The sequence below is a fragment of the Pseudoalteromonas sp. XI10 genome (genome assembly GCF_001469895.1).
Lineage (GTDB): Bacteria > Pseudomonadota > Gammaproteobacteria > Enterobacterales > Alteromonadaceae > Pseudoalteromonas.
In genome coordinates this window covers 386070-405360 of the sequence record NZ_LOPY01000019.1, presented here as the reverse complement: position 1 = coordinate 405360, position 19291 = coordinate 386070, and the positions used below count along the sequence as shown (strand labels likewise).

Genomic DNA, 19291 nt, shown 5'->3' with positions numbered 1-19291 from the left:
CTGTGGTTTAGTAACTTTTAGTCACCAATAAGGATGTTGTTGTGTATAAATTACTCTTATTTACCTGCTTATCTCTCGCTGTTTTTTCTACCAGCGCAGCGAAAATTATCGATGATGAACACGTCACAAAAGAAACAGACTGCTTCACAGGCATCTTTGCTGACTATGATTCGTGGCACCAATTTATTGCGCAAAAGAATAAACGCAAAGCTAAAAACGAAGAAGCATATTTAAAGCGTATTAAAGCCTTTGAAGAAACCTTTCCACAAGATATGTTCGATAACTTTAAAGCTAATTTAACCTGCCATAATTTTAAATATCAGATCGATAATGTTGAGGTGCTTGGTTATATCATCAAACCTAAAGTCATCAAGAATAAGCTTCCAGTATTAATTTATAACCGCGGCGGTAACGGTAATTTTGGCAGTGTTTATTTTGCAGCAATGATGCGAAATTTATTTCCGTTAGCAGAGCAAGGCTTTGTGGTTATCGGCAGTCAGTACCGCGGAACATCAACAAAAAGTGATGACTTAGATGAGTTTGGTGGCAAAGATGTTAACGACGTACTTGCGCTTATCGATTTTATTCCTCACATAGCAGGTGCAGATGAAAGTCGAATTGGCATGTTAGGAGCGAGCCGAGGCGGTATGCAAACTCACCTTGCGATGCAACACACAAACAAGATTAAAGCCATTGCAACCATTGCAGGGGCGACTGATTTAGTCAAAGAGCTTACGTTTAGACCTAACATGGAAAAACACGTGTATGTGCGTCGTATCCCCAATTATAAAGAGAACAAACAAGCAGAGCTTGAAGCACGCTCTGTGATGAACTGGGTAGATAAGCTCTCGCCTAAAGTGCCCATATTACTTATTCATGGCAGTGACGATAAACGAGTATCGGTCGATAACTCAATTCAATTTGCCAAAGCGCTAGATAAGCATCATATCCCCCATAAACTTGTAGTGTATGAAGGTGATAACCACTTTTTAATGAGCAATAAAAAGCAACTAGAAGCAGAGCTTGTTAATTGGTTTAACACCTATTTGTAACTTTGTTTTGAAAGTAAAAAGGGCCAAATAAGGCCCTTTTCAGTCATTACTGGTCATATCAAAATGATTAAATGCTCCATCTAGCGCACTGCGAACGGATTGTTTTGCGTTTTGTTCATGGTCAGCTCCTTTGTTGATGTGGTGCAGCCAAGTAAGGTCGTTTGGTGCAAGATTTTGAAGAGCATTCACTAAGCCATTAAATGCACCGGTTATGATTGGATTCTCATCACCACCTAATGTGACATAAAAATAGTGAGTGTTGCCTGCTGTATTAGGTAAGCTTTTACGGAACTGTTTTACGACAACATTATCGTCATACCAAGCCGCAGGGCTAAAAGCAAAGTATGCATTAAATAACTCTGGTTTAGTTACCATGGTATATAACACAAAGCTACCTCCCGCCGAAAAACCTGTTAGTGTGCGCTGCCCGCTAATACGGTACTCCCCCTCTAAATAGGGTACTCCCCCTCTAAATAGGGTATTAGCTCTGTTTCAATAAACTTTAAAAACACATCAGCTTTACCAAATATTTCTCGTTGATTTTGATTGATTGGGCGCGCTTCTATCGCCACATCCTTACGGGCGTAAGGTGGCACTAAATCACGATTCCGTGTGTCATGCCAAAACAGGTTCGGGATGGACACTAGAATAACCTCATGCTTGTCATCGGTGCTTTCAAGAAAACTTAAAGCGTCATCCCAAGTATCAAGGTTAAAATTGCCGTCAGTTTTAATTATGAGCGGATAAGCTTTGTTAGGGTTGTAGTTTTTGGGCAAGCGAATGAAAACTCGGCGCATTTCTGAAAGCGCATTCGACTTGATATCTATATCAATAAAGCGTGAACTATAGTGCTGTTGATACTTAAGTCCAACATAAATCACTGCAGACAAGATTAAAAAGAACATCAATAACACTATGTAACGAAATCGCACACTCAAAAAAGCCATATCATATCCCTAGTCAACAAGTGCAATAACGCTACCTTAGCTTTATGACCAAGTTAACCAGGGATTTGTAACAGAGTGTTATAAAGTTAAACCTCCTTAAAGCTTCTCGCATATTTCATGGGCTAAACAGTGAATTCTAGGCGCTGAAATGAAAGAAATAACCCCAGCAGCAGGCCACGCTAAAAACCAAGCAGACATCCAATACGAAGTGTAGTTTTCAACTAAGCCCATATTAATAAATGTGACCCATGCAGACATGAAAAATGTGAGTACGAAAGACATAATTATGGCGAAAATAAATCGGTGCTTCATCTAAATTTATCCTGAGTTGAATTTAAGAGATGTTTTAGACTACTGATTTGCACATTTGTGGTATATCATGATTATTAACAATCTTATTTGCAAATATGAAAAACAAGAATGTTAGATAATCTAAAGATCTTTATTGCAGTTGCTGAACAGCATAGTTTGACATCTGGGGCTGAGTATTTAGGTATGACCATAGCAACCGTGTCTAGGCGCATAAATGAACTAGAAGTCAAATTAGGGTGTGAACTATTTCACCGCTCAAATAAAGGGCTAAGCTTAACTCAAGCTGGTCAGGCGTACTACGATGAAACAGCTGACTTTGTACATGAGTTAAACTCACGGCTTTCCAATTTAGAAAATACTTTGAACAGCTTAGAAGGTGAACTCAAGATAATGGCTCCCACCAATATAGGTAGCGGGCCTCTCAATAAATTTTGGCGATCATTTGCTTTAAATAACCCCCATATTTCACTTAATATTTGCCTTGGAGATCCCGACAAAGATGTTATTGCTAATCAAGTTGATATTGCTATTCGCTCTGGCCCCCAACAAAACTCTTCATTGATACAAAAGAAATTAGGAAAAATACATTCAGTACTTGTGGTATCTCCTAACTATCAAAACTTTCTGCCTGAAACCATCAATCAACTCGACTCTCATCCTAGTATTGCCGCGCAGTTATTCAAAAATTGGGAATTAGAAAAAGGACCAGAAAAGTTTGTTTTATCTAAAGAACATGAACATATTAGCAATGATATGAATGTCACTTTGAACTTAGTGAAAGCCGGCGCAGGGATAGCCCTTTTGCCCATGAGCATAGTTCATGAAGATATAAAAAAAGGTGAACTTATTCAGGTTTTACCTCCTTGGGAGGGAACGCAACGTGAAATATCACTTCTTTGGCCCCAAAAGCGTACTTTGTCGAAACGAGCACTTAAATTTAAAGAAGAGCTAATTGCTTTTTTAGCAGAGCAACCTTGGTTCGATATGACCCCATAGTTAATTACAAATAGCTTGTAACGGGGGTTTACAGTTTGCATAAAAAAACCGCAGCTTAACGTCTAAGCTGCGGTTTTTAATAAAGCATATTTACTTGTTAAGTAAATGCTTTTCGAAGAAGTTAGCCATCATAGTGTGATAGTGCAGGGTAGTACCTTTACCTTCTCGTAGGCTGTGAGAACGGTTCGGGTAAGAGAAAAACTCGAACTGTTTATTGTGCTTAACTAATTCGTTAATTAAACGCTCTGAACCTTGGTAGTGTACATTATCATCTCCGGTACCGTGGATCAGTAGCAACTTTCCTTGCAGGTCTTTTGCAAAGGTGATTGGAGACGTGTTGTCGTAACTTTCAGGATCGGTATTTGGGTTACCCGCATAGCGCTCTTGGTAGATAGTATCGTACAAGCGAATATCTGGCACTGGGGCAGAGGCAATACCCACTTTATATTTATCACCATGGCGGAATAACAAATTAAGCGTTGAACTACCGCCACCTGAGTGACCCCAAACACCAACACGGTCGGTATCAATGACATCCCAACGTTTTGCCATTGCATCAAGGGCGTCAACTTGGTCTCGTACGGTAATAGAGCCTATTTTTTTATAGATAGATTTACGCCAATCTCTGCCTTTTGGTGCGCGCGTGCCGCGGTTATCAACTGAAGCAACAATAAAGCCTTGCTGAGTTAGATACGACTTGTATAAATAACTGTTACCTTCCCAGCGATCTTGTACTGTTGAGCCCCACGGTTCACCGTAAACATAGAAAACGATTGGGTATTTTTTACTTTTATCCATATTCGCTGGGAACATGATGTAGCCATCAAGCTCAACACCATCGCGCGCATTAACCGTAAAGAACTCGTGAGTCGGTAATTGCTCAGTCGCTAATTTCTCTTTTAATGCTTTGTTCTCAACTAAGGTTTTTACATTACTGTGATCGCTTACTTTGATGATCTCTTTCATTGGAGGGGTGCCAAATTTAGAGAAGGTATGCATTGCCCAAGAGGTATCTTTAGACATGTAATAGCTGTTTGAACCATCAAATGACGCTGGCGTTACGCGTACCGGTTTAGAGCTGCCATCAAGCGAGGTACGGAATAGATATCGCTGGCCAGGATCATCCGGTGATGCAGTAAAGTACATAACGTTTTTATCTTCGTTGAGCGCTAACATATCAATAATGTCGTACTCGCCCGGTGTTAAATCGACTATCGTTTTACCATCGCGAGATACGCGGTACAAATGGCGCCAGCCATCACGCTCACTGTGCCAAATAAAGAACTTACCGTCTTTTGACCAGTTTGCTTTATAAAACCATTCAATAAAGGCATCGTCTTTATCTTCAAGAATTTTAGTCAGCTGTTGTTTTTGCCAGTCGAATAACCAAACCTTGTTGTGGCTTTGCGGGCGGTTAAGATCTTGGATCATTAATGATTCACCAGTGCCTGCCCAGCTAATACGTGGAATATAACGATCGCGATTATCGCCACCTAGTTCAGCCCAGCGGGTTTTCTTGTCGCTAAGGCTTACCACACCCACTTTAACCGCAGAGTTCATTTCGCCGGCTTTTGGATACGGGAATTCTTTAAGGGTAGGGTAGAGATCATCTGTGTTATTGATCATGGTGAAGTATTTCACGCCACTGGTATCAAGCTGCCAATAGGCAATTGATTTGTTGTCTGGACTCCAGCGGAAACCATCACGAATGGTAAATTCTTCTTCGTATACCCAGTCAAAATTACCATTAACAATGGTGTCGTTACCATCATTGGTTAAAGCAGTCACAGCCTTGCTGCCGACTTTTTCCATGTAGATGTTGTTATCACGCACGTAAGCTACTTTTGAGCTATCTGGTGAGAACTTAGCAAACATTAGCTTTTTCGCTTCGATGTTTTCGCCACCTAACTGATATAGCGAATCAGTTTCGAGGTTTAAAAGCCAAAAATCACCACGGCTACGTGAGCGCCACACTTGCTCGCCATTGGTAAAAACCATCAGCCATTTACCATCTTTAGACCATTGATAGCTTTCAACGGTGAGTGGCTCTTTATCACCCTTGGGAATTAATTTTTCGTAGCTAACAAGTACCTTACGACCCGTTCCATCGGCGTTATAAAACACAATATCATTGCCTTTTACGCCGTGCTCATCGTCTTTAGCTTTGTCGTCTTGGTTGTTTTTATCGCTTTCGCGCTCTTCAAGTACTGTGTAGCCAGTACCATCATCGAGCCACGTAAAATAGGTGCTACGCTCAGCTTTAAAGTCTTTTTCTTTATAAATTTGTTGAAGCGAGAGCGGATTAGCCGTTGCGTTCACTGTTGCTGATGGGGTGCTAGCTTGCTCTGTAGTTGAGCATGCCTGCAAACCTAAACCCGCAACCACAGCAAACGCAAGGGTTGATGTTTTTATTAAGTTCATTTTGTTGTTCCTAGGTTTTAACTTACCTAGCGTACCAAATTAGATGAATAAAATCTGAGCCTTTATCGTGTTATCTGGGGGGTTGAACTTAAACTTAATCGTCCCACAAGAACATACTGGCTTGCTTGTTTGCAATACGTAGTTCGTAGATATCACTACAAGGGCGCATAGCCGCACCATAGCAAACATGTAACGGCAATAAGTGCTCTTCACGAGGGTGACTAAAACGCGCCGCAGGGGCCATTTGCCATTCTAATAGTTTAGCTTGTCGCTGCTGTTCACTCAGCTCAGTATTGCCACATACATCAACTAACCATTGCTCAAAAGCCATATTTTGAGCTTTAATTTCAGTGGTTTCAGGGGTGAAAAATGCGCGCATATTATGAAAAGTAAAGCCAGACCCAATGATCAATAAATTATCGTAATCAAGTTGTTGTAAAGCCTCACCTATCGCTAGGTGTAAGCTTGGCTCAAGGCTTGGATGTAACGACAATTGCACACAAGGTATATCTGCTTCTGGATACATAATTTTCAAAGGCACATACATACCGTGATCAAAGCCACGAGATGGGTTTAATGCGCTATCGATATTAGCTTTTGCCAATGCCTGATGTACTTTTTCGGCAAGGGCAGGTTCACCTGGGCTTGGGTACTCAATACTGTAAGCAGGCTCAGGAAAACCATAGTAATCATAAATTAGCCCAGGAGCAGCGCTCGAAGTGATACTAATTGGGTTCGCTTCCCAGTGTGCACTCACCATCAAAATAGCAGATGGCTTTTTAATTTTTGCTGCAATAGACTGCAAACAAGTGACCATATCGGCATGACTTGGATCGCCAAGTAAAGGCATAGGACCGCCGCCATGTGAAACAAAGAAAACGCGTGGCTTTTGCATAAATGTACTCCTTAAATACGCTTATCTCTATAGTGCACGCACAGAGGTACAATAACTAGCCACAAAAACGCACAACTAGGGTGTGAATTTACACACCACTAGTTTGTAAGTACTAACTTAGAAGAAAAGCTACGTTCATAGCAGGGACTTGCCCTTTTAAGCCACCTTCGAGAGGTTCTTTGCACAGTAATGTTAGTTGATAAAAAGCATCGTAGTGCTGATGTAGTTCATCGGCGACCACACTAAACGGTGGACCCGAAAACTCACTTTGCTGATACTCAAATACCACCACTAACTGTTTAGCTCTATTAGTTAATTCAAGTAAATGCTGGGTATAGCGAATGCGCACTGGCTTTGGTAGCGCAACTAAAGCGGCACGGTCATAAACCGCGTTGATAGTGCCAAGTTCATTCGCGGTAAGTGCAAAAATATCACCCACCCAAACGGTTAGATTTGCGCCTTGGTAACGTAATAGTTCACCGTGTTGGCTAACTTCGGGTTCTAGCTTTAACTCATCAAATAACTGCTTAATGGCAATCTCACTAAGTTCTGCCCCAACAACACGCATACCTTGCGCTAGCAAATAATGAATGTCGTGAGTTTTTCCGCACAGTGGTACAAAAACAGTATCGCCTTGCTGCAAATTCAAGTTAGTAAAATACTGATCTAGATAACGGTTAACGTCTCCTTCATGAAAACCAATTTCGTTATTTTCCCAACGTTGATGCCAATGCTTTGCGTCCATTACATACTCCTAAATAAATTGAATGAATTGAGCTGATAAATATATTCCGACACCAAAAAGTAGGTGAGTTACAGCACTTTTTAAGCGGGCTTGGAGTGGGTTTGCTGTTTTCGTAGCCATTATCCCCATCCCTAAAGCGGGCTGCATAACAAAAAATGGCATAGATACGCTAGCTAATCCAAATATACATGCAGCGATTAAGGTGGGCTGTTCAAGCCAAGCAATACCGACCAATAATATAAATAGAAACGAAAGTAAAACACCAATAAAGTAGTGTAAACACCAGCCAAACACGCACTCAAACTGCTTAACTGGACTAGTTGCTATATTCAGGTGCTTAAACTTTCCATCTAATAAACCCAAGCCCCAACGGCCAACTAAACAAAAGTTTAATGACGGTATCTTAAACACTTTAGCCAGCAGAAAAGCATAAAGATCAATGAGCAAAGTCGCCGCTATGCCTACAAAAGTTATCACATAAATATCATTAACACTCATAATTAGATGCTCTTAAATGATTTAATAAAAGACATGATATCTAATTGCAAAAATGCTAAAAATAGCAAGATAAACAAACTATGATTGCATAAATGAGAACATGATTGACGATATTGCTCTATTCATACAAATTGTTAAACAAGGTGGCCTACGTAATGCGGCTGAGAGCTTGTCGTTGCCTACCGCAACTGTATCGAGACGCTTGCAACGACTTGAGCAACGCCTAGGCGAACAGCTTTTGAATCGCTCAGCAAGGCAATGCACGTTAACACAAGCAGGAGAGGTATACTTTCAAAGTTATGTTGAATTAATTGAGCAATTTGAACAAACTCATCGCCAACTCAATGAGCAAAAAGCACAATTGTCAGGAAAGCTTAAAGTTTTAGCACCTCTGAATATTAGTCATGGTTTCTTAAAGCCGATGTGGCTCGCATTTACTAAACAGTACCCTGATATTCAACTTGAGCTACTGCTTAATAATCAACTAGAAGATCTGAGTAAAAGCCAAGCTGATATAGCAATAAGAGTCGGGCCGCAGGCTGATTCTATGCTCCATCAAAAAAAGTTAGGCAGTGTTGATACCTTATTTGTAAGCACAAAAACATACCTTGATTCGGCACCTGCCATAGAAGAGCCAACTGATTTAAAACAGCATAGGTTAATTGGTACCACGTTGAGAAATAAGTGGCAGCTAACCAATACGCAAACGAATGCAACTTATACTCACATGTGCCGATTTGCTTCTACTTTTAACGATACCGGATTTGTAAAATACTTAGTTTGTGATGAGCAAGGTATTGCTTTGTTGCCTCGGTTTGAGGTTATAGATGAACTAAAATCTCAGCAGTTAGTTCAAGTACTGCCACACTGGCGAGGAGAAAACCGCGACATTTATGCTATCTGGCCAAGCGCACGTTTACTGAGTAAAAAGGCTGTCTGTTTAAAACAGTTTATAACCGACTACATTGCTGAGAAATTATAAAGTCTGCCATTGATATTCCATCTGTTTAGCAGTTAGTAGGGCGTGCTCGTAACTAATAAACTCAGCGACTAACGCTAGGCTCATATCAATGCCAGCAGAAATTCCTCCTGAGCTGGTAAACTTACCATCGGTGATCCAACGAGTATCTGAAATCACATTGAGCTCAGAAAACAAAGCAGCCAACTCTGGTTGATCTTGCCAATGAGTCGTGACATTTTTACCGTTCAAAAGCCCTGTTTTAGCAAGCAAAAATGCTCCGGTACAAACAGAGGCAACACGCTTGGTGTTAGTGGCTGTGTGTTTTAACCAAGTAATAACCTCTGCTTTTTCTAGCTCTCGTGTATGGTCGCCACCAACCACAACAAGGAGATCAAGGGAAGGGCAGTCAGCAAAGCTGTAATGGGGGTTTACACTATAACCGCCGCGGGCAAGTACAGGACTATCACTTTCGGCAATTAAACTCACTTGCCAATCATTATTCGATAGGCGCTTGGCTGTACTAAACACCTCAAACGGACCTGAGAAATCGAGTACTTCGGCATCATCATAGATGTAAATTCCAATATTCATACAATTGTTCCTATTATGTGGATTTATTTCTCAAGTAAAAAAACGTACTATGCCATTTTTGCAGTTCGTTAATGACATATTATTAAATTGCGCACTGTATACAAACAAAACTTCAAGGCATTGTTAATGCGTTTTTTATTCTTATTGAGCGTGCTGCTGGTTGGTTGTAAAACAACACAGCAAAGCGTTGCTGAAATTAGTGAAGTATCGCCGGGCACTATTTATTTTCAGGGCGAAACATCAAAGCAAAATGTTGAAAAGTTCGAACAGTTATTAGTAAGTAGCGATCAACAAATCAACACCTTGGTTATTAATAGCCAAGGTGGTGATGTGATGGCGGGTTTACATTTAGGTGGCTTAGTTCATGAATATCAACTCGATGTTGTGGTACACGAGCTTTGTGCATCGTCTTGTGCCAACTATGTACTTACCGCAAGCCCACATGTCCTCGTTGAAGAGCAAGCCGTTATTGGCTGGCATGGGGGCTCATTACAGCCATTATACGTGCCCATGGAGCAACCACCTGAGGTCGCTAGCTATATAGCAAAATGGCAAGCCGCAGAGCGACAATTCTTCGATATCATTAATGTTGAACAGGCGGTTACTATCATAGGTATGATGCCTGGTATTACAGAGAAACGTGATTCTGCTATTTATAGTTACGACGCTCAAACCCTGAAGCGTTTAGGGTTGCATATTGAGTTTGCTGGTGCGCAAACAGGGATGTCAGCAAGTGGCGAAAAACTAGCGCAGGTATTCGAACTTGAAGAGTCTGTACTTAACCACTTTTTAATGCTCAACGATATTGTTTCAGCAGAACTTATTAACTAATAAAAAGCCAACATGACGTTGGCTTTTTATTAGTTATGTTGGCTAAGCCAAGAGTGGATTTGTTTAGCACTTCTTGGTGACACTATTTCAGCACGACGTTTTAACTCTTTATGCCACGCCAGATCATTTAAAGCCGCATCACTTAATGGCGCATTTCTGTCAGTGTTTTTTAGCACATAATAGGCATCTGCAACATCCGCAAGGCTTACATTATTATTTGTCGCAAAGCGCTTAGACATTGACGCTAACGGCTTATTCAACGAACTATTAGCCGATAAAGGGATCAAGCTGTCCGCAGGGTATGATGATGCAATACCATCGTTTTTCATCGCAGGCCAAACAGTGTATGTGGAGCCCGGTTTTTGCTGCTCAAGTAATGCAATAACAGAACTAAAAGGCGAAGCTTGATTGCTTATAACTACCGGCTTTTTAAACGTGTGAAATGCACCAAAGAGTAAGATTGCACGGCGATGCTTAGCGACAACATGCTGATTTATTGCCTCTAAATAGCCAGTTTCACGGCTACGTTCTAGCTTTTGCCAATCCTCTTTAGAGAGGGTTTGCCAGTTCATTGCAGGCTCAGCAAGGACAAGACGAACTTTATGTTCACGGGTACTATTAAGCTGTTTTAACTTTAAAACTAATTGCTCATAAACATCATATTGCCATGCCATAAAATACAAGGTGTCGCGCCAAATGTGCCTTACGTCATCAATGCTTATATTCTGTTTGCTCAACAAATATTGATCAGCTAAATCTTGATACCGCGCATTACCAAACTCAACGACAAGATCATCAAGCTGCTGCCAGTTACTAGGCTCATCTAAGTATTTAATAAGCCTAGTAACAACATGCTTGCTGCCATGAACATCACCAATTGCAACGAGTTTATTAGCGTGTAACGCTTTATTAAGTTGGCTGTCGTAATCATAATTTGCAGCTTTGACAGTAGTTGCAAAACATACAGATGCCAAAACAACAAACCCGATACGCTTTAAAACCTGCATATTAATCTAACTCTAATTGGGCTTTTTCAACAGTTTCCGCGGGTAACTCTTTTTGAACAGAAACCCCCAACTCTTTGAACTCAGAAGCCTGCTTAATCAAGTTTCCTTTACCGCGGTACAGCTGAGAAAACGCTTTATCATAGCTTTCTTTGGCGCGGTCTAATTGCTTGCCAACCCCTTCCATACTGGTTAGGAAACCATTGAGCTTGTTGTAAAAACGCTCAGCACGGGCGGCAAGTTCTTTTGAGTATTTAGTTTGCTCTTCAAAACGCCACAATTGTTTTACGATGTTCAAGCTAGTCAGTAAGGTCGTTGGAGTTGCAACTAAGATATTTTTTTCGATTGCTTGCTGATAAATATCACTCTGGTACTTAAGCGCTTCAACAAATGCAGACTCTATTGGTACAAACATGATCACCACTTCGGGGGAGTTAATACCGGGTAGTCTGTCGTAGGCTTTGCTTGCTAACTCGTTTATACGTGATTGCACCGCCGTGACATGCTCTTTAAGCGCTTGCTGCGCCTCAAGCTCTGTATCGGCATTTACATAGCGCGTATACGCGTTTAAAGAAGTTTTAGCATCGATAACTAAATGACGTTGCTGAGGTAAATACACCACAACATCTGGGCGCAAACGGCCATCTTCGGTGTTAAACGATACTTCTCGCTGATAATCTACTCCAGCACGCAGCCCTGCGCTGTCTAGTACATTTTCAAGCATTAACTCCCCCCAATTACCTTGGGTTTTCTTTTGCCCTTGTAATGCGGTGCTCAGCCTATCAGCTTGTTCGGTGATGGCTTGGCTTTTAGCCTGTAAATGCAATAACTCAGTTTTTAGTGCTGCACGCTGCTTTAGATCTTCCACGTGGATCAATTCCATCTTATCGCGAAAGCCTTTTAGCTCACCCTGAACCGGTTTTAAAAGTTGCTCAATACTCTCTTGGTTTAAGGTTTTAAAACGTTGTGATTTTTCTTCAAGGATTTGATTAGCGAGGTTTTCAAACTCTTTTTTGAGTTGCTCTTTGCTTTCTTTGATATGACTAAGCTGCTCTTTAAAATGCAGTTCTTTTTGCTCTATAGTGCTTCGTAAGGTACTTAAATCAACATCGCGCTGATTAAGTGCAGCTTTAGTGTCAGCAAGCTCAGCTTCAACTTGACGCCAAAACTGGTTGTATTGTTGTGCTTGCTTTTCTTGTTCTACAAAGCGGGTTTTAAAGTGTTGAGACTCATCACGTTGCTCAGCGTAATCTTGCTGTAACTGCGAAAGCGTAAGTTGGCTTTGTTCAAGTTGCAGCTGCTTTTGTTCTAAATGATTTTGCTGGATTTGCTGACTATTTTGTAGTTCGGTTAACTGATTTTTTAAGCGACTTTTTTGTAAGGCAAAAATAACACCACTTGCAACAGCACCTACAGCAGCACCAAGCACTACACTTTGCCAATTAATCTGTGCAATCAGCTCTGTAATCATAACGAAAACTCAATAACTTAAAGACACATCATCATAACGAATTAGTGCTCAGCAGAGTAGGGGGTTTAGGCATAAAAAAAGCCAGCTCAAAGTGAGCTGGCTCTAACATTACTAAAATTTAGTAACCAAATGGGAAATCAACATAATGCTTATGTAAACTGCAATTTAACAACAAGCATAATAATAGACGCCCCAAAATTTGATTAGTTCAAAAAAACTTTAAAAAAATTTAATTTTTTATCAGAGCAAGCATTTGCTCTTCATCAAATTGAGTAAAACTCATTGATTTTTCGGTAAATAATGCATCAACAAGAGCTTGCTTATGCTGCTGCATTTTAAATACTTTTTGTTCAATTGAGTTAGCCATAATCAATTTATAAACAAACACAGGGTTAGTTTGGCCAATACGGTAGGCACGATCTGTCGCTTGTTTCTCAACAGCAGGGTTCCACCAAGGATCAAAATGAATCACAGTATCGGCTTGAGTTAGGTTTAGCCCTGTACCACCGGCTTTAAGGCTAATTAAGAATACGGATGTATCACCTTGAGTAAACTCTTCGATAACACGGTCGCGGTGTCTTGTTTGCCCGGTAAGCATACTAAAACTGATGCCTAGTTCATTTAATCGCTCTGCTATGACATCAAGTGCCATGGTGAATTGACTGAATATAATCACCTTACGACCTTCGCTAAGCATGATAGGCAAATGCTTAGATAACCATTCAAGTTTAGCGCTACCAGCCTGTGAACTAGGGTCGATCAATTTTGGATGACAGCAGATTTGTCTGAGCTTTAATAATGCATCTAAAAAGGCTAGCTTACTTTTTTGTACACCTTGCTGTGCAAATAGGTCGACTAATTTCTGTTCTAAAGATTCAGTTATACCGGTGTAAATTTCCTTTTGTTTGCTCTCAAATTCAAACTCTTTAACTAGCTCAGTCTTCTCTGGGAGCTCTTGCGTTACCTGTGCTTTAGTACGACGCAAGATAAATGGCATGATCAATGACTTAAGTTCATCAGCTCGAGCAACGTCGTTATCACGCTCAATAGGCGTTTGAAAATAGCTCTTAAAATGTGCTTGCGAACCAAGTAAAGAAGGCATTGCAAAGTCGAGCAAAGATTTAAGCTCAAATAAGTTATTTTCTATAGGCGTGCCGCTTAAGCAGAGCTTAAAGTCAGCATTAAGGCGCTTAACCAAGCGTGAAACCTGCGCAGCGTCGTTTTTAATATATTGCGCTTCATCAAGAATGATGTTTTCAAAATACAGCGGCGAATAAAAGGCAATATCACGCTTCAATAGAGGATAAGTTGTTAAAATACAATCTGCTTGCGACAACTGTTGTAATTGGTCGCTGCGCGCAGCACCGAAAACGGTGGTAATTTTTAAGTTACTCGCAAATTTATTAATTTCACTTTGCCAGTTACCAACCAAGCTGGTTGGGCAAACAATTAACGTGGGGCCTGCTTGTGGTGATTGCTTGGCATTAGCTAAAAAGGCAATAACTTGTAGGGTTTTACCTAGCCCCATGTCATCAGCCAAAATACCACCAAGCTGGTGACGTTTTAAAAAGTTAAGCCAATCAACACCGTGCTGTTGATACTCACGCAATTGCACACCTTGGTTTAAGCCTTGAATATCGGACTTTTTAATAAGCTGTTGTGAGCTATTTAATTCAGATAGGTAAGCATCTAGAGCATCGTCAACAATATTAACCTTAATTGCTTTTTGCTCGATAAGCTTAGGCAAAAACGACAAAGGCATTAAAATTTCGTCACGGGTTTTAATATGCTCAAAACGTTCACGATAATCATTAAGCTGCATCATCGCGGCCTTTTCAACCACAGCAAAGCGTTTTCCTACTGTAAAGTAATAAAAGCGCTCACTTTGTCGATTAAGTGATTGATAAGTATTGTTATCAGTCACAAACAATTGCTGAGTTTTAACACCAGAGATCACGATTTTACTAACTATCTGATGACCTTTACCACGCTCAACTTGCAATGAAAGTTGTTTAAGGACTTTGCCGACTGCTAACTCATCATTAATTTTCCAACCGCGTTTTAATAAGTTTGGAATTATTTCAAACTTTAACCAGTGCTCATGAATAACTGATTGTTTATTAAAGATAAACTCAGTTTGTAAAGCCCCTTTACATAATTCAAAGCCAAGGTTTGTTAATTCATTTACAACGGTGTTTTCTAATGACTGGTTTAATATATCAGCTGGCGCCTGGCTTAAATCATACAAAGAGTTTTGATAATTAAACTGCAATGATAAGCGAATTGTGCCCTCGTCATTATTAATACTGATGACAGGGAATACCGTTCGAGCTAAGCTTTTTTTGCTTTCCTTAAATGCATGAGGGATCACACCTTCACCAAAATTATCATTCAGCTTTTGATAAACGCGATCAAAGTTCTCTGTGTGAATAGCAGGCATATTGGCAAGTAACGCTATTTCATCAGCCGTTAACGGAGTACGAATTCGGCCTACTTTTAGCTTCTCAGGGTCAAGGTAAGTAGGGGGTGTTGTTTTTAACAATAACCAATTATCTTGCCCAGCAAGCGTCATGCTCAATGACGTTAAGTCTTTGTTTTGTTTCCAATCAAACTCTAACGCTTGCATACTGTCAGCTTTAATTGCTTGGCGCGAACGGCCTAAAAACAAACGCTGGGTGGCAATTAATTGCTGTAGTGCTGCAAAGCCCCATTGACCTTTAAGCTCAAGTTTTCCAAGGGCATTTTGAGAACGGATCCAACTATATAACCGAAAGTCAGATTCTAATAAATCAGTAGGGGTTACAAAACTATTTAATTGCTGCTCGGTAAGGTTACGACCAAGAGTATAGTTATGCTCAACGTCATAATTAGCTATTTTAGGAGTAAGGGTTACAACAGATTTCTCTACATCAAGAACAAATAATAAAACCTGTTTGGCATTGTCATTAGTAACTTGCTTAAGTGTTTTTAGCTCACTAAACCAATCGTTAATGATGTAGTCTTCACCGTAGTCACCTGAATGTTCAATTTTGAGTTTTAGGAGCACAGCTGCAATGTGACGGCATTTAGTTTTAGAGCCACAAGTACAATGCGAATCAACCGAAAAGCCACTTGGTAATTTACTGATCTCAATATGCTGAGTAAAGGTATTCCCTTCGTTACCAAACATAGATGCATCAATAACGCTAAAATCACTGTTATGCTCTAACCAGTTGATTTGGCCGTTCTGGTGATACTCTTTTGCTTTACTTAACACATGCGGCTTAAATAGCTGTTTGATGAAGCGCTCAGACAGAGGAAACTGAGTTTCTTGCTCTTGTTTGATTTCTTCAAAGATAGCTAATAAGTCATTTTTGGATAAGTTAGCAGACATAACGCTTTTGGCAGTAAAAACAAAAAATAATTCTGCCAGTATATGATCTATCGGCCCAGAGCTAAAGCACTATTGAGCAATATTGGACTGGTTGGAGCTGATAACTTGGTAAAAATCTGCTTTAAAATAAAATCAACGCTGAAAACTGACATACTGAGTATTTAACAAACAACAATCGCACAAGATATAAACAGGTTAATAACAAGGCAGGGGCTTTACAGATCAATTTTTTACTAAGCAATCTAATTATGAGAGTAAAAAACCTGTAAAGGGGTTATTAGTTGGTAAAAAACTGATCTGAGAGTGTAATAAGTACCAATTTCACTGGTCATAGATCACTATTTTACTAACAAAAGGGAGGGGGGAGATCACGCTTTTACTAACAGTAAAAGCGTGAGGGATCATTTTTTTACTAACTAATTAAAGCTATTTAATAGCTTGGTTAGCTGCTCTAAGCGTTTGTCTGTCATCACTTTATTATCGATTTTCACAGATAAATCACCGCTTTTGATATTACGCTGTACGCTAACAAATTCACTATCGATTAGGGCTTCACGACGGCTTGGCGCTGCTGGTTCAGCAGTTAATAGCTTGGTAATTGCAAGAGCGCGTTTATCATCGCTGCTGATTTGCGCTATTTCGCTATCACTACTTACATCATTTACAAGCTTGGTAAACAGCTGCTCATCACGCTCTTTGGCACTAATAAGCTTTTTAGCTACTTCACGGCCAACATGATTCGCTGTAGGGTAAAGGCTTAAAACCTCAGAAGGTAGATTCTCATACGCTTTGATGGCATCAGCAATAGCAGTGTGTGATACACCTTCAATTGCCGCAATCTCACGATAAGAGCCTTTTTTACCCTCAGCAATAAGCTCATCACGGGTCTGTTGATATGCTTGACCAAGCTCCCATAGACTTGGGGCAATGTATTGATCAGATGATACAGCAAGAATTTTAGCATCTTGATCTGTGAAATCTTCAGAGCTTAAAACTAAGTAATCAGAGTTACTTAATATACATGCTTTACGACGACGAGAGCCTGCTAATACAAGCATTTCGTCACCTTTATCCCAACATAAGGCAGGGTGCTGGTTACGGCCGTCTTCGGCAATTGCAGGTAGGATATCGGCAACTGACTTTTCATTTAGTAATGATTGTACACGGCGGTTTTTACCATAGACCTTTGTTTTAGCCTCAATTTCTGAGCTTGGAATAACCTTACACACCAAAGTAATTTGACGTGTAGGATCGCTTGGAGCAGGCATACTGATAACATCACCAGCTGAAGCTTGCTCTAGCAAAGCATCTAAACTGCTGCTTTCGATAGACGTTGAAAAAGGGTCTAAGCTGGTATCGTTTTTACGTTTTTTAGCCATTTTTATTAATTACCTTACTTAGCTGTATTTAGAGACGATTGAGTTGAGTGCCAATTAGAGCGGATCAGCATTTCAAGTTCATCAACTACATCTTTGATATTTTCTTGCGCACGAAGTAGTGACTCACGACTAGCTAAGCTATCTGACGTTTTTTGATCAAAAATGGTATTAAAAGAAGATGAGCTGGCGGTAATTGCCGAACTATGATTGATTGGGTAACTCATTACTTGACGACCAAATGCACTACGAACATCTTTAACGATGTCGCGCTGTGAATGGTTCCCTTTAACATAGTTAGTTACTAAGAATTGCATGAAATCCCAACCTTGGTGGCCAAGCGCAGCAACTGTATGGTAAATCTCGCCTAATCGCTTTAAGTATTTATTGTTTGCATCAAAGTCTACAGCTTCAGGATGAACAGGGATAAGCATCGACGTAGAGGCCATTAATGCATTATAAAACATAAAGTTAAGTGATGGAGCTGTATCAATTAGAATAATATCAAATTGATCTTTTACCGGTTCGATAACTTTTTCGAGCAATTTATGATAGTGACGAGTTTTATCATAACTAGAGCTATCTTTTAATAAAGTTGCTGTTTCATGCTCGAAGTAAAAATCATCCATACCAGAAGGCAAAATACGAATATTCGGTATATGGGTAGGTAAGAAAGAGTTCGATACTAACTCATCCCAGGTTTCGTTTTCATCAAGTTCAATACAGTCACGCATTAAATCGCCCACAGTAATTGGGTCTGGCTCACTTGGTGGGAAAAAGCTTGATGAAGAACCTTGTGGATCAAGGTCAATAATACCAATTCTGTATCGTTTAATATTGGTAGTAGCAAGTGCAGCGGCAATGTTTACCATGCTGGTAGTTTTACCACAACCACCTTTTAAGGAGTTAATAACGATAACTTGTAATTTATCATCAACTGTACGGTGATCAGGTTTAATATCCATGATATCAGCCATAGCAAAGATATTTACTAAGGTATAAGCGTAGTGGCCATTTGCACCACGTTTGATATCAAGTGCATCAAAGTCACCATTATCATGACGTCGTTTTAAGGTACGGTTATTACAGCCTAATAAGTCAGCGGCTGCTTTTTGCGTATAAGTACGAAGTTCTTTTTCTTCAGACTTTAAATGGGCACGATAATGTTGAATACGTCCTTCTAGCGATTTTTCAGCAACTTCTGCTGTCGCTTTTAGTAACCTATAAGTGGCTAGCGCATTATTATTGATAGACATACTTTCTTCCTCAAAGTTATGCTTTAAGTATAATGTCCATTCAAATTGCTGTAAACAAGTATTTAAGACGACATACCTTTTATTTATAAGACATTTAATAAAAATTTGTAACTTTACTGATGCTAAGTATAAATAAGTAAGTTTAATATCGGTTAAGTATATAGGTATATAAGGTTAAGATGCTAAAATAGTGAAATATATGACTGATTTCGTTGAATATTTACTAAAAAGCCAGATCGTGTTTTTACTTGGTAAAGATCAGATCTTTAATGACTCGCAGATCAGCCAATTACTAAGCAAAAAATGAGCTTTCGACTTATACACAGTTTAACCACTGCTTTACTCACAAAAATAGTGGTGTAGATCAACTTTTTACTAACTAAATTATAAAGTTATGCACCGAGAGCATGACTAAAATGCACAATAAGTTGGTATGGATCTGATCTATAGTTGGTACAGATCAGATCTATTATAACTTAAGAGCTGTTTATCCACATGGAGTTTTAAAAAAGCGATTTATGTCGTGTTAAATCGCTTTAAAAAGGTGATTAACAGGACATAA

At 39.8% G+C, this 19291-nt stretch carries 17 protein-coding genes; 4 read left to right on the top strand and 13 right to left on the bottom strand.

Going from position 1 to position 19291, the window contains the following annotated elements:
- Positions 1-41 precede the first annotated feature (41 nt).
- The gene (locus tag AUR67_RS04925) at positions 42-1052 is read left to right on the top strand and encodes an alpha/beta hydrolase family protein (protein ID WP_058584355.1); all 1011 of its coding nucleotides are present in this window, start codon (positions 42-44) and stop codon (positions 1050-1052) included.
- A gap of 39 nt (positions 1053-1091) precedes the next feature.
- Here AUR67_RS04925 and AUR67_RS21460 read toward each other — a convergent pair whose 3' ends face one another.
- The 3 genes from AUR67_RS21460 to AUR67_RS04915 all read right to left on the bottom strand — a co-directional run bounded on the left by AUR67_RS21460 (position 1092) and on the right by AUR67_RS04915 (position 2281).
- Positions 1092-1487 carry an alpha/beta hydrolase-fold protein gene (locus tag AUR67_RS21460; protein WP_268801420.1) on the bottom strand — a complete coding sequence of 132 codons (396 nt, stop codon included), beginning with the start codon at positions 1485-1487 and terminating at the stop codon, positions 1092-1094.
- Positions 1488-1501: 14 nt separating this feature from the next.
- Positions 1502-1999: an alpha/beta hydrolase-fold protein gene (locus AUR67_RS21455; protein ID WP_268801419.1), complete on the bottom strand. Its 498-nt coding sequence runs from the start codon at positions 1997-1999 to the stop codon at positions 1502-1504.
- A 96-nt stretch (positions 2000-2095) separates the two neighbouring features.
- A complete protein-coding gene (locus AUR67_RS04915; RefSeq protein WP_235591786.1) occupies positions 2096-2281 on the bottom strand; it encodes a DUF2798 domain-containing protein in 186 nt (61 codons plus the stop codon).
- A 138-nt stretch (positions 2282-2419) separates the two neighbouring features.
- Between AUR67_RS04915 and AUR67_RS04910 the strand changes: the two genes are divergently transcribed.
- A complete protein-coding gene (locus AUR67_RS04910; protein WP_058584353.1) occupies positions 2420-3307 on the top strand; it encodes a LysR family transcriptional regulator in 888 nt (295 codons plus the stop codon).
- A 90-nt stretch (positions 3308-3397) separates the two neighbouring features.
- Here AUR67_RS04910 and AUR67_RS04905 read toward each other — a convergent pair whose 3' ends face one another.
- From AUR67_RS04905 to AUR67_RS04890, 4 genes are all read right to left on the bottom strand, one after another.
- Positions 3398-5728 carry a S9 family peptidase gene (locus AUR67_RS04905; protein ID WP_058584352.1) on the bottom strand — a complete coding sequence of 777 codons (2331 nt, stop codon included), beginning with the start codon at positions 5726-5728 and terminating at the stop codon, positions 3398-3400.
- A gap of 94 nt (positions 5729-5822) precedes the next feature.
- A complete protein-coding gene (locus AUR67_RS04900; protein ID WP_058584351.1) occupies positions 5823-6623 on the bottom strand; it encodes a DODA-type extradiol aromatic ring-opening family dioxygenase in 801 nt (266 codons plus the stop codon).
- Between the two features lie 112 nt (positions 6624-6735).
- Complete coding sequence (gene tmpT, locus AUR67_RS04895) at positions 6736-7368, bottom strand: thiopurine S-methyltransferase (RefSeq protein ID WP_058584350.1); 633 nt, start codon at positions 7366-7368, stop codon at positions 6736-6738.
- Positions 7369-7377: 9 nt separating this feature from the next.
- The gene (locus AUR67_RS04890) at positions 7378-7866 is read right to left on the bottom strand and encodes a DUF2938 domain-containing protein (RefSeq protein ID WP_058584349.1); all 489 of its coding nucleotides are present in this window, start codon (positions 7864-7866) and stop codon (positions 7378-7380) included.
- Between the two features lie 100 nt (positions 7867-7966).
- Here AUR67_RS04890 and AUR67_RS04885 point away from each other — a divergent pair, with 100 nt between their 5' ends.
- The gene (locus tag AUR67_RS04885; RefSeq protein WP_058584348.1) at positions 7967-8848 is read left to right on the top strand and encodes a LysR family transcriptional regulator; all 882 of its coding nucleotides are present in this window, start codon (positions 7967-7969) and stop codon (positions 8846-8848) included.
- On the opposite strand, the gene AUR67_RS04880 is transcribed toward AUR67_RS04885, so the two are convergent.
- Positions 8843-9418 (bottom strand): DJ-1/PfpI family protein, encoded by a 576-nt coding sequence (locus AUR67_RS04880; protein ID WP_058584347.1) that lies wholly within the window; start codon positions 9416-9418, stop codon positions 8843-8845. The two genes, AUR67_RS04885 and AUR67_RS04880, sit on opposite strands and share 6 nt — an antisense overlap.
- A 126-nt stretch (positions 9419-9544) precedes the next feature.
- Here AUR67_RS04880 and AUR67_RS04875 point away from each other — a divergent pair, with 126 nt between their 5' ends.
- A complete protein-coding gene (locus AUR67_RS04875) occupies positions 9545-10249 on the top strand; it encodes a hypothetical protein (RefSeq protein ID WP_054563110.1) in 705 nt (234 codons plus the stop codon).
- A gap of 29 nt (positions 10250-10278) precedes the next feature.
- Here the strand turns inward: AUR67_RS04875 and AUR67_RS04870 are convergent, their stop codons facing one another.
- The 5 genes from AUR67_RS04870 to AUR67_RS04850 all read right to left on the bottom strand — a co-directional run bounded on the left by AUR67_RS04870 (position 10279) and on the right by AUR67_RS04850 (position 18729).
- Positions 10279-11256: a hypothetical protein gene (locus tag AUR67_RS04870; protein WP_058584346.1), complete on the bottom strand. Its 978-nt coding sequence runs from the start codon at positions 11254-11256 to the stop codon at positions 10279-10281.
- A gap of 1 nt (position 11257) precedes the next feature.
- Positions 11258-12724, bottom strand: a complete 1467-nt coding sequence (gene rmuC / locus AUR67_RS04865) for a DNA recombination protein RmuC (RefSeq protein ID WP_058584345.1) — start codon at positions 12722-12724, stop codon at positions 11258-11260.
- Positions 12725-12953: 229 nt separating this feature from the next.
- Positions 12954-16097 (bottom strand): DEAD/DEAH box helicase, encoded by a 3144-nt coding sequence (locus AUR67_RS04860; RefSeq protein WP_058584344.1) that lies wholly within the window; start codon positions 16095-16097, stop codon positions 12954-12956.
- Positions 16098-16513: 416 nt separating this feature from the next.
- Positions 16514-17476 carry a hypothetical protein gene (locus tag AUR67_RS04855; RefSeq protein ID WP_058584343.1) on the bottom strand — a complete coding sequence of 321 codons (963 nt, stop codon included), beginning with the start codon at positions 17474-17476 and terminating at the stop codon, positions 16514-16516.
- A gap of 14 nt (positions 17477-17490) precedes the next feature.
- Positions 17491-18729 carry an AAA family ATPase gene (locus tag AUR67_RS04850; RefSeq protein WP_058584342.1) on the bottom strand — a complete coding sequence of 413 codons (1239 nt, stop codon included), beginning with the start codon at positions 18727-18729 and terminating at the stop codon, positions 17491-17493.
- Between the last annotated feature and the right edge of the window lie 562 nt (positions 18730-19291).

Excerpts from the sequence above, each read along its gene's own strand:
- AUR67_RS21455 (WP_268801419.1), bottom strand. The coding sequence starts at position 1,999 with ATGGCTTTTTTGAGTGTGCGATTTCGTTACATAGTGTTATTGATGTTC.
- AUR67_RS04915 (WP_235591786.1), bottom strand. The coding sequence starts at position 2,281 with ATGTCTTTCGTACTCACATTTTTCATGTCTGCATGGGTCACATTTATT.
- AUR67_RS04910 (WP_058584353.1), top strand. The coding sequence starts at position 2,420 with ATGTTAGATAATCTAAAGATCTTTATTGCAGTTGCTGAACAGCATAGT.
- AUR67_RS04905 (WP_058584352.1), bottom strand. The coding sequence starts at position 5,728 with ATGAACTTAATAAAAACATCAACCCTTGCGTTTGCTGTGGTTGCGGGT.
- AUR67_RS04900 (WP_058584351.1), bottom strand. The coding sequence starts at position 6,623 with ATGCAAAAGCCACGCGTTTTCTTTGTTTCACATGGCGGCGGTCCTATG.
- tmpT (WP_058584350.1), bottom strand. The coding sequence starts at position 7,368 with ATGGACGCAAAGCATTGGCATCAACGTTGGGAAAATAACGAAATTGGT.
- AUR67_RS04890 (WP_058584349.1), bottom strand. The coding sequence starts at position 7,866 with ATGAGTGTTAATGATATTTATGTGATAACTTTTGTAGGCATAGCGGCG.
- AUR67_RS04885 (WP_058584348.1), top strand. The coding sequence starts at position 7,967 with ATGATTGACGATATTGCTCTATTCATACAAATTGTTAAACAAGGTGGC.
- AUR67_RS04880 (WP_058584347.1), bottom strand. The coding sequence starts at position 9,418 with ATGAATATTGGAATTTACATCTATGATGATGCCGAAGTACTCGATTTC.
- AUR67_RS04875 (WP_054563110.1), top strand. The coding sequence starts at position 9,545 with ATGCGTTTTTTATTCTTATTGAGCGTGCTGCTGGTTGGTTGTAAAACA.
- AUR67_RS04870 (WP_058584346.1), bottom strand. The coding sequence starts at position 11,256 with ATGCAGGTTTTAAAGCGTATCGGGTTTGTTGTTTTGGCATCTGTATGT.
- rmuC (WP_058584345.1), bottom strand. The coding sequence starts at position 12,724 with ATGATTACAGAGCTGATTGCACAGATTAATTGGCAAAGTGTAGTGCTT.
- AUR67_RS04860 (WP_058584344.1), bottom strand. The coding sequence starts at position 16,097 with ATGTCTGCTAACTTATCCAAAAATGACTTATTAGCTATCTTTGAAGAA.
- AUR67_RS04855 (WP_058584343.1), bottom strand. The coding sequence starts at position 17,476 with ATGGCTAAAAAACGTAAAAACGATACCAGCTTAGACCCTTTTTCAACG.
- AUR67_RS04850 (WP_058584342.1), bottom strand. The coding sequence starts at position 18,729 with ATGTCTATCAATAATAATGCGCTAGCCACTTATAGGTTACTAAAAGCG.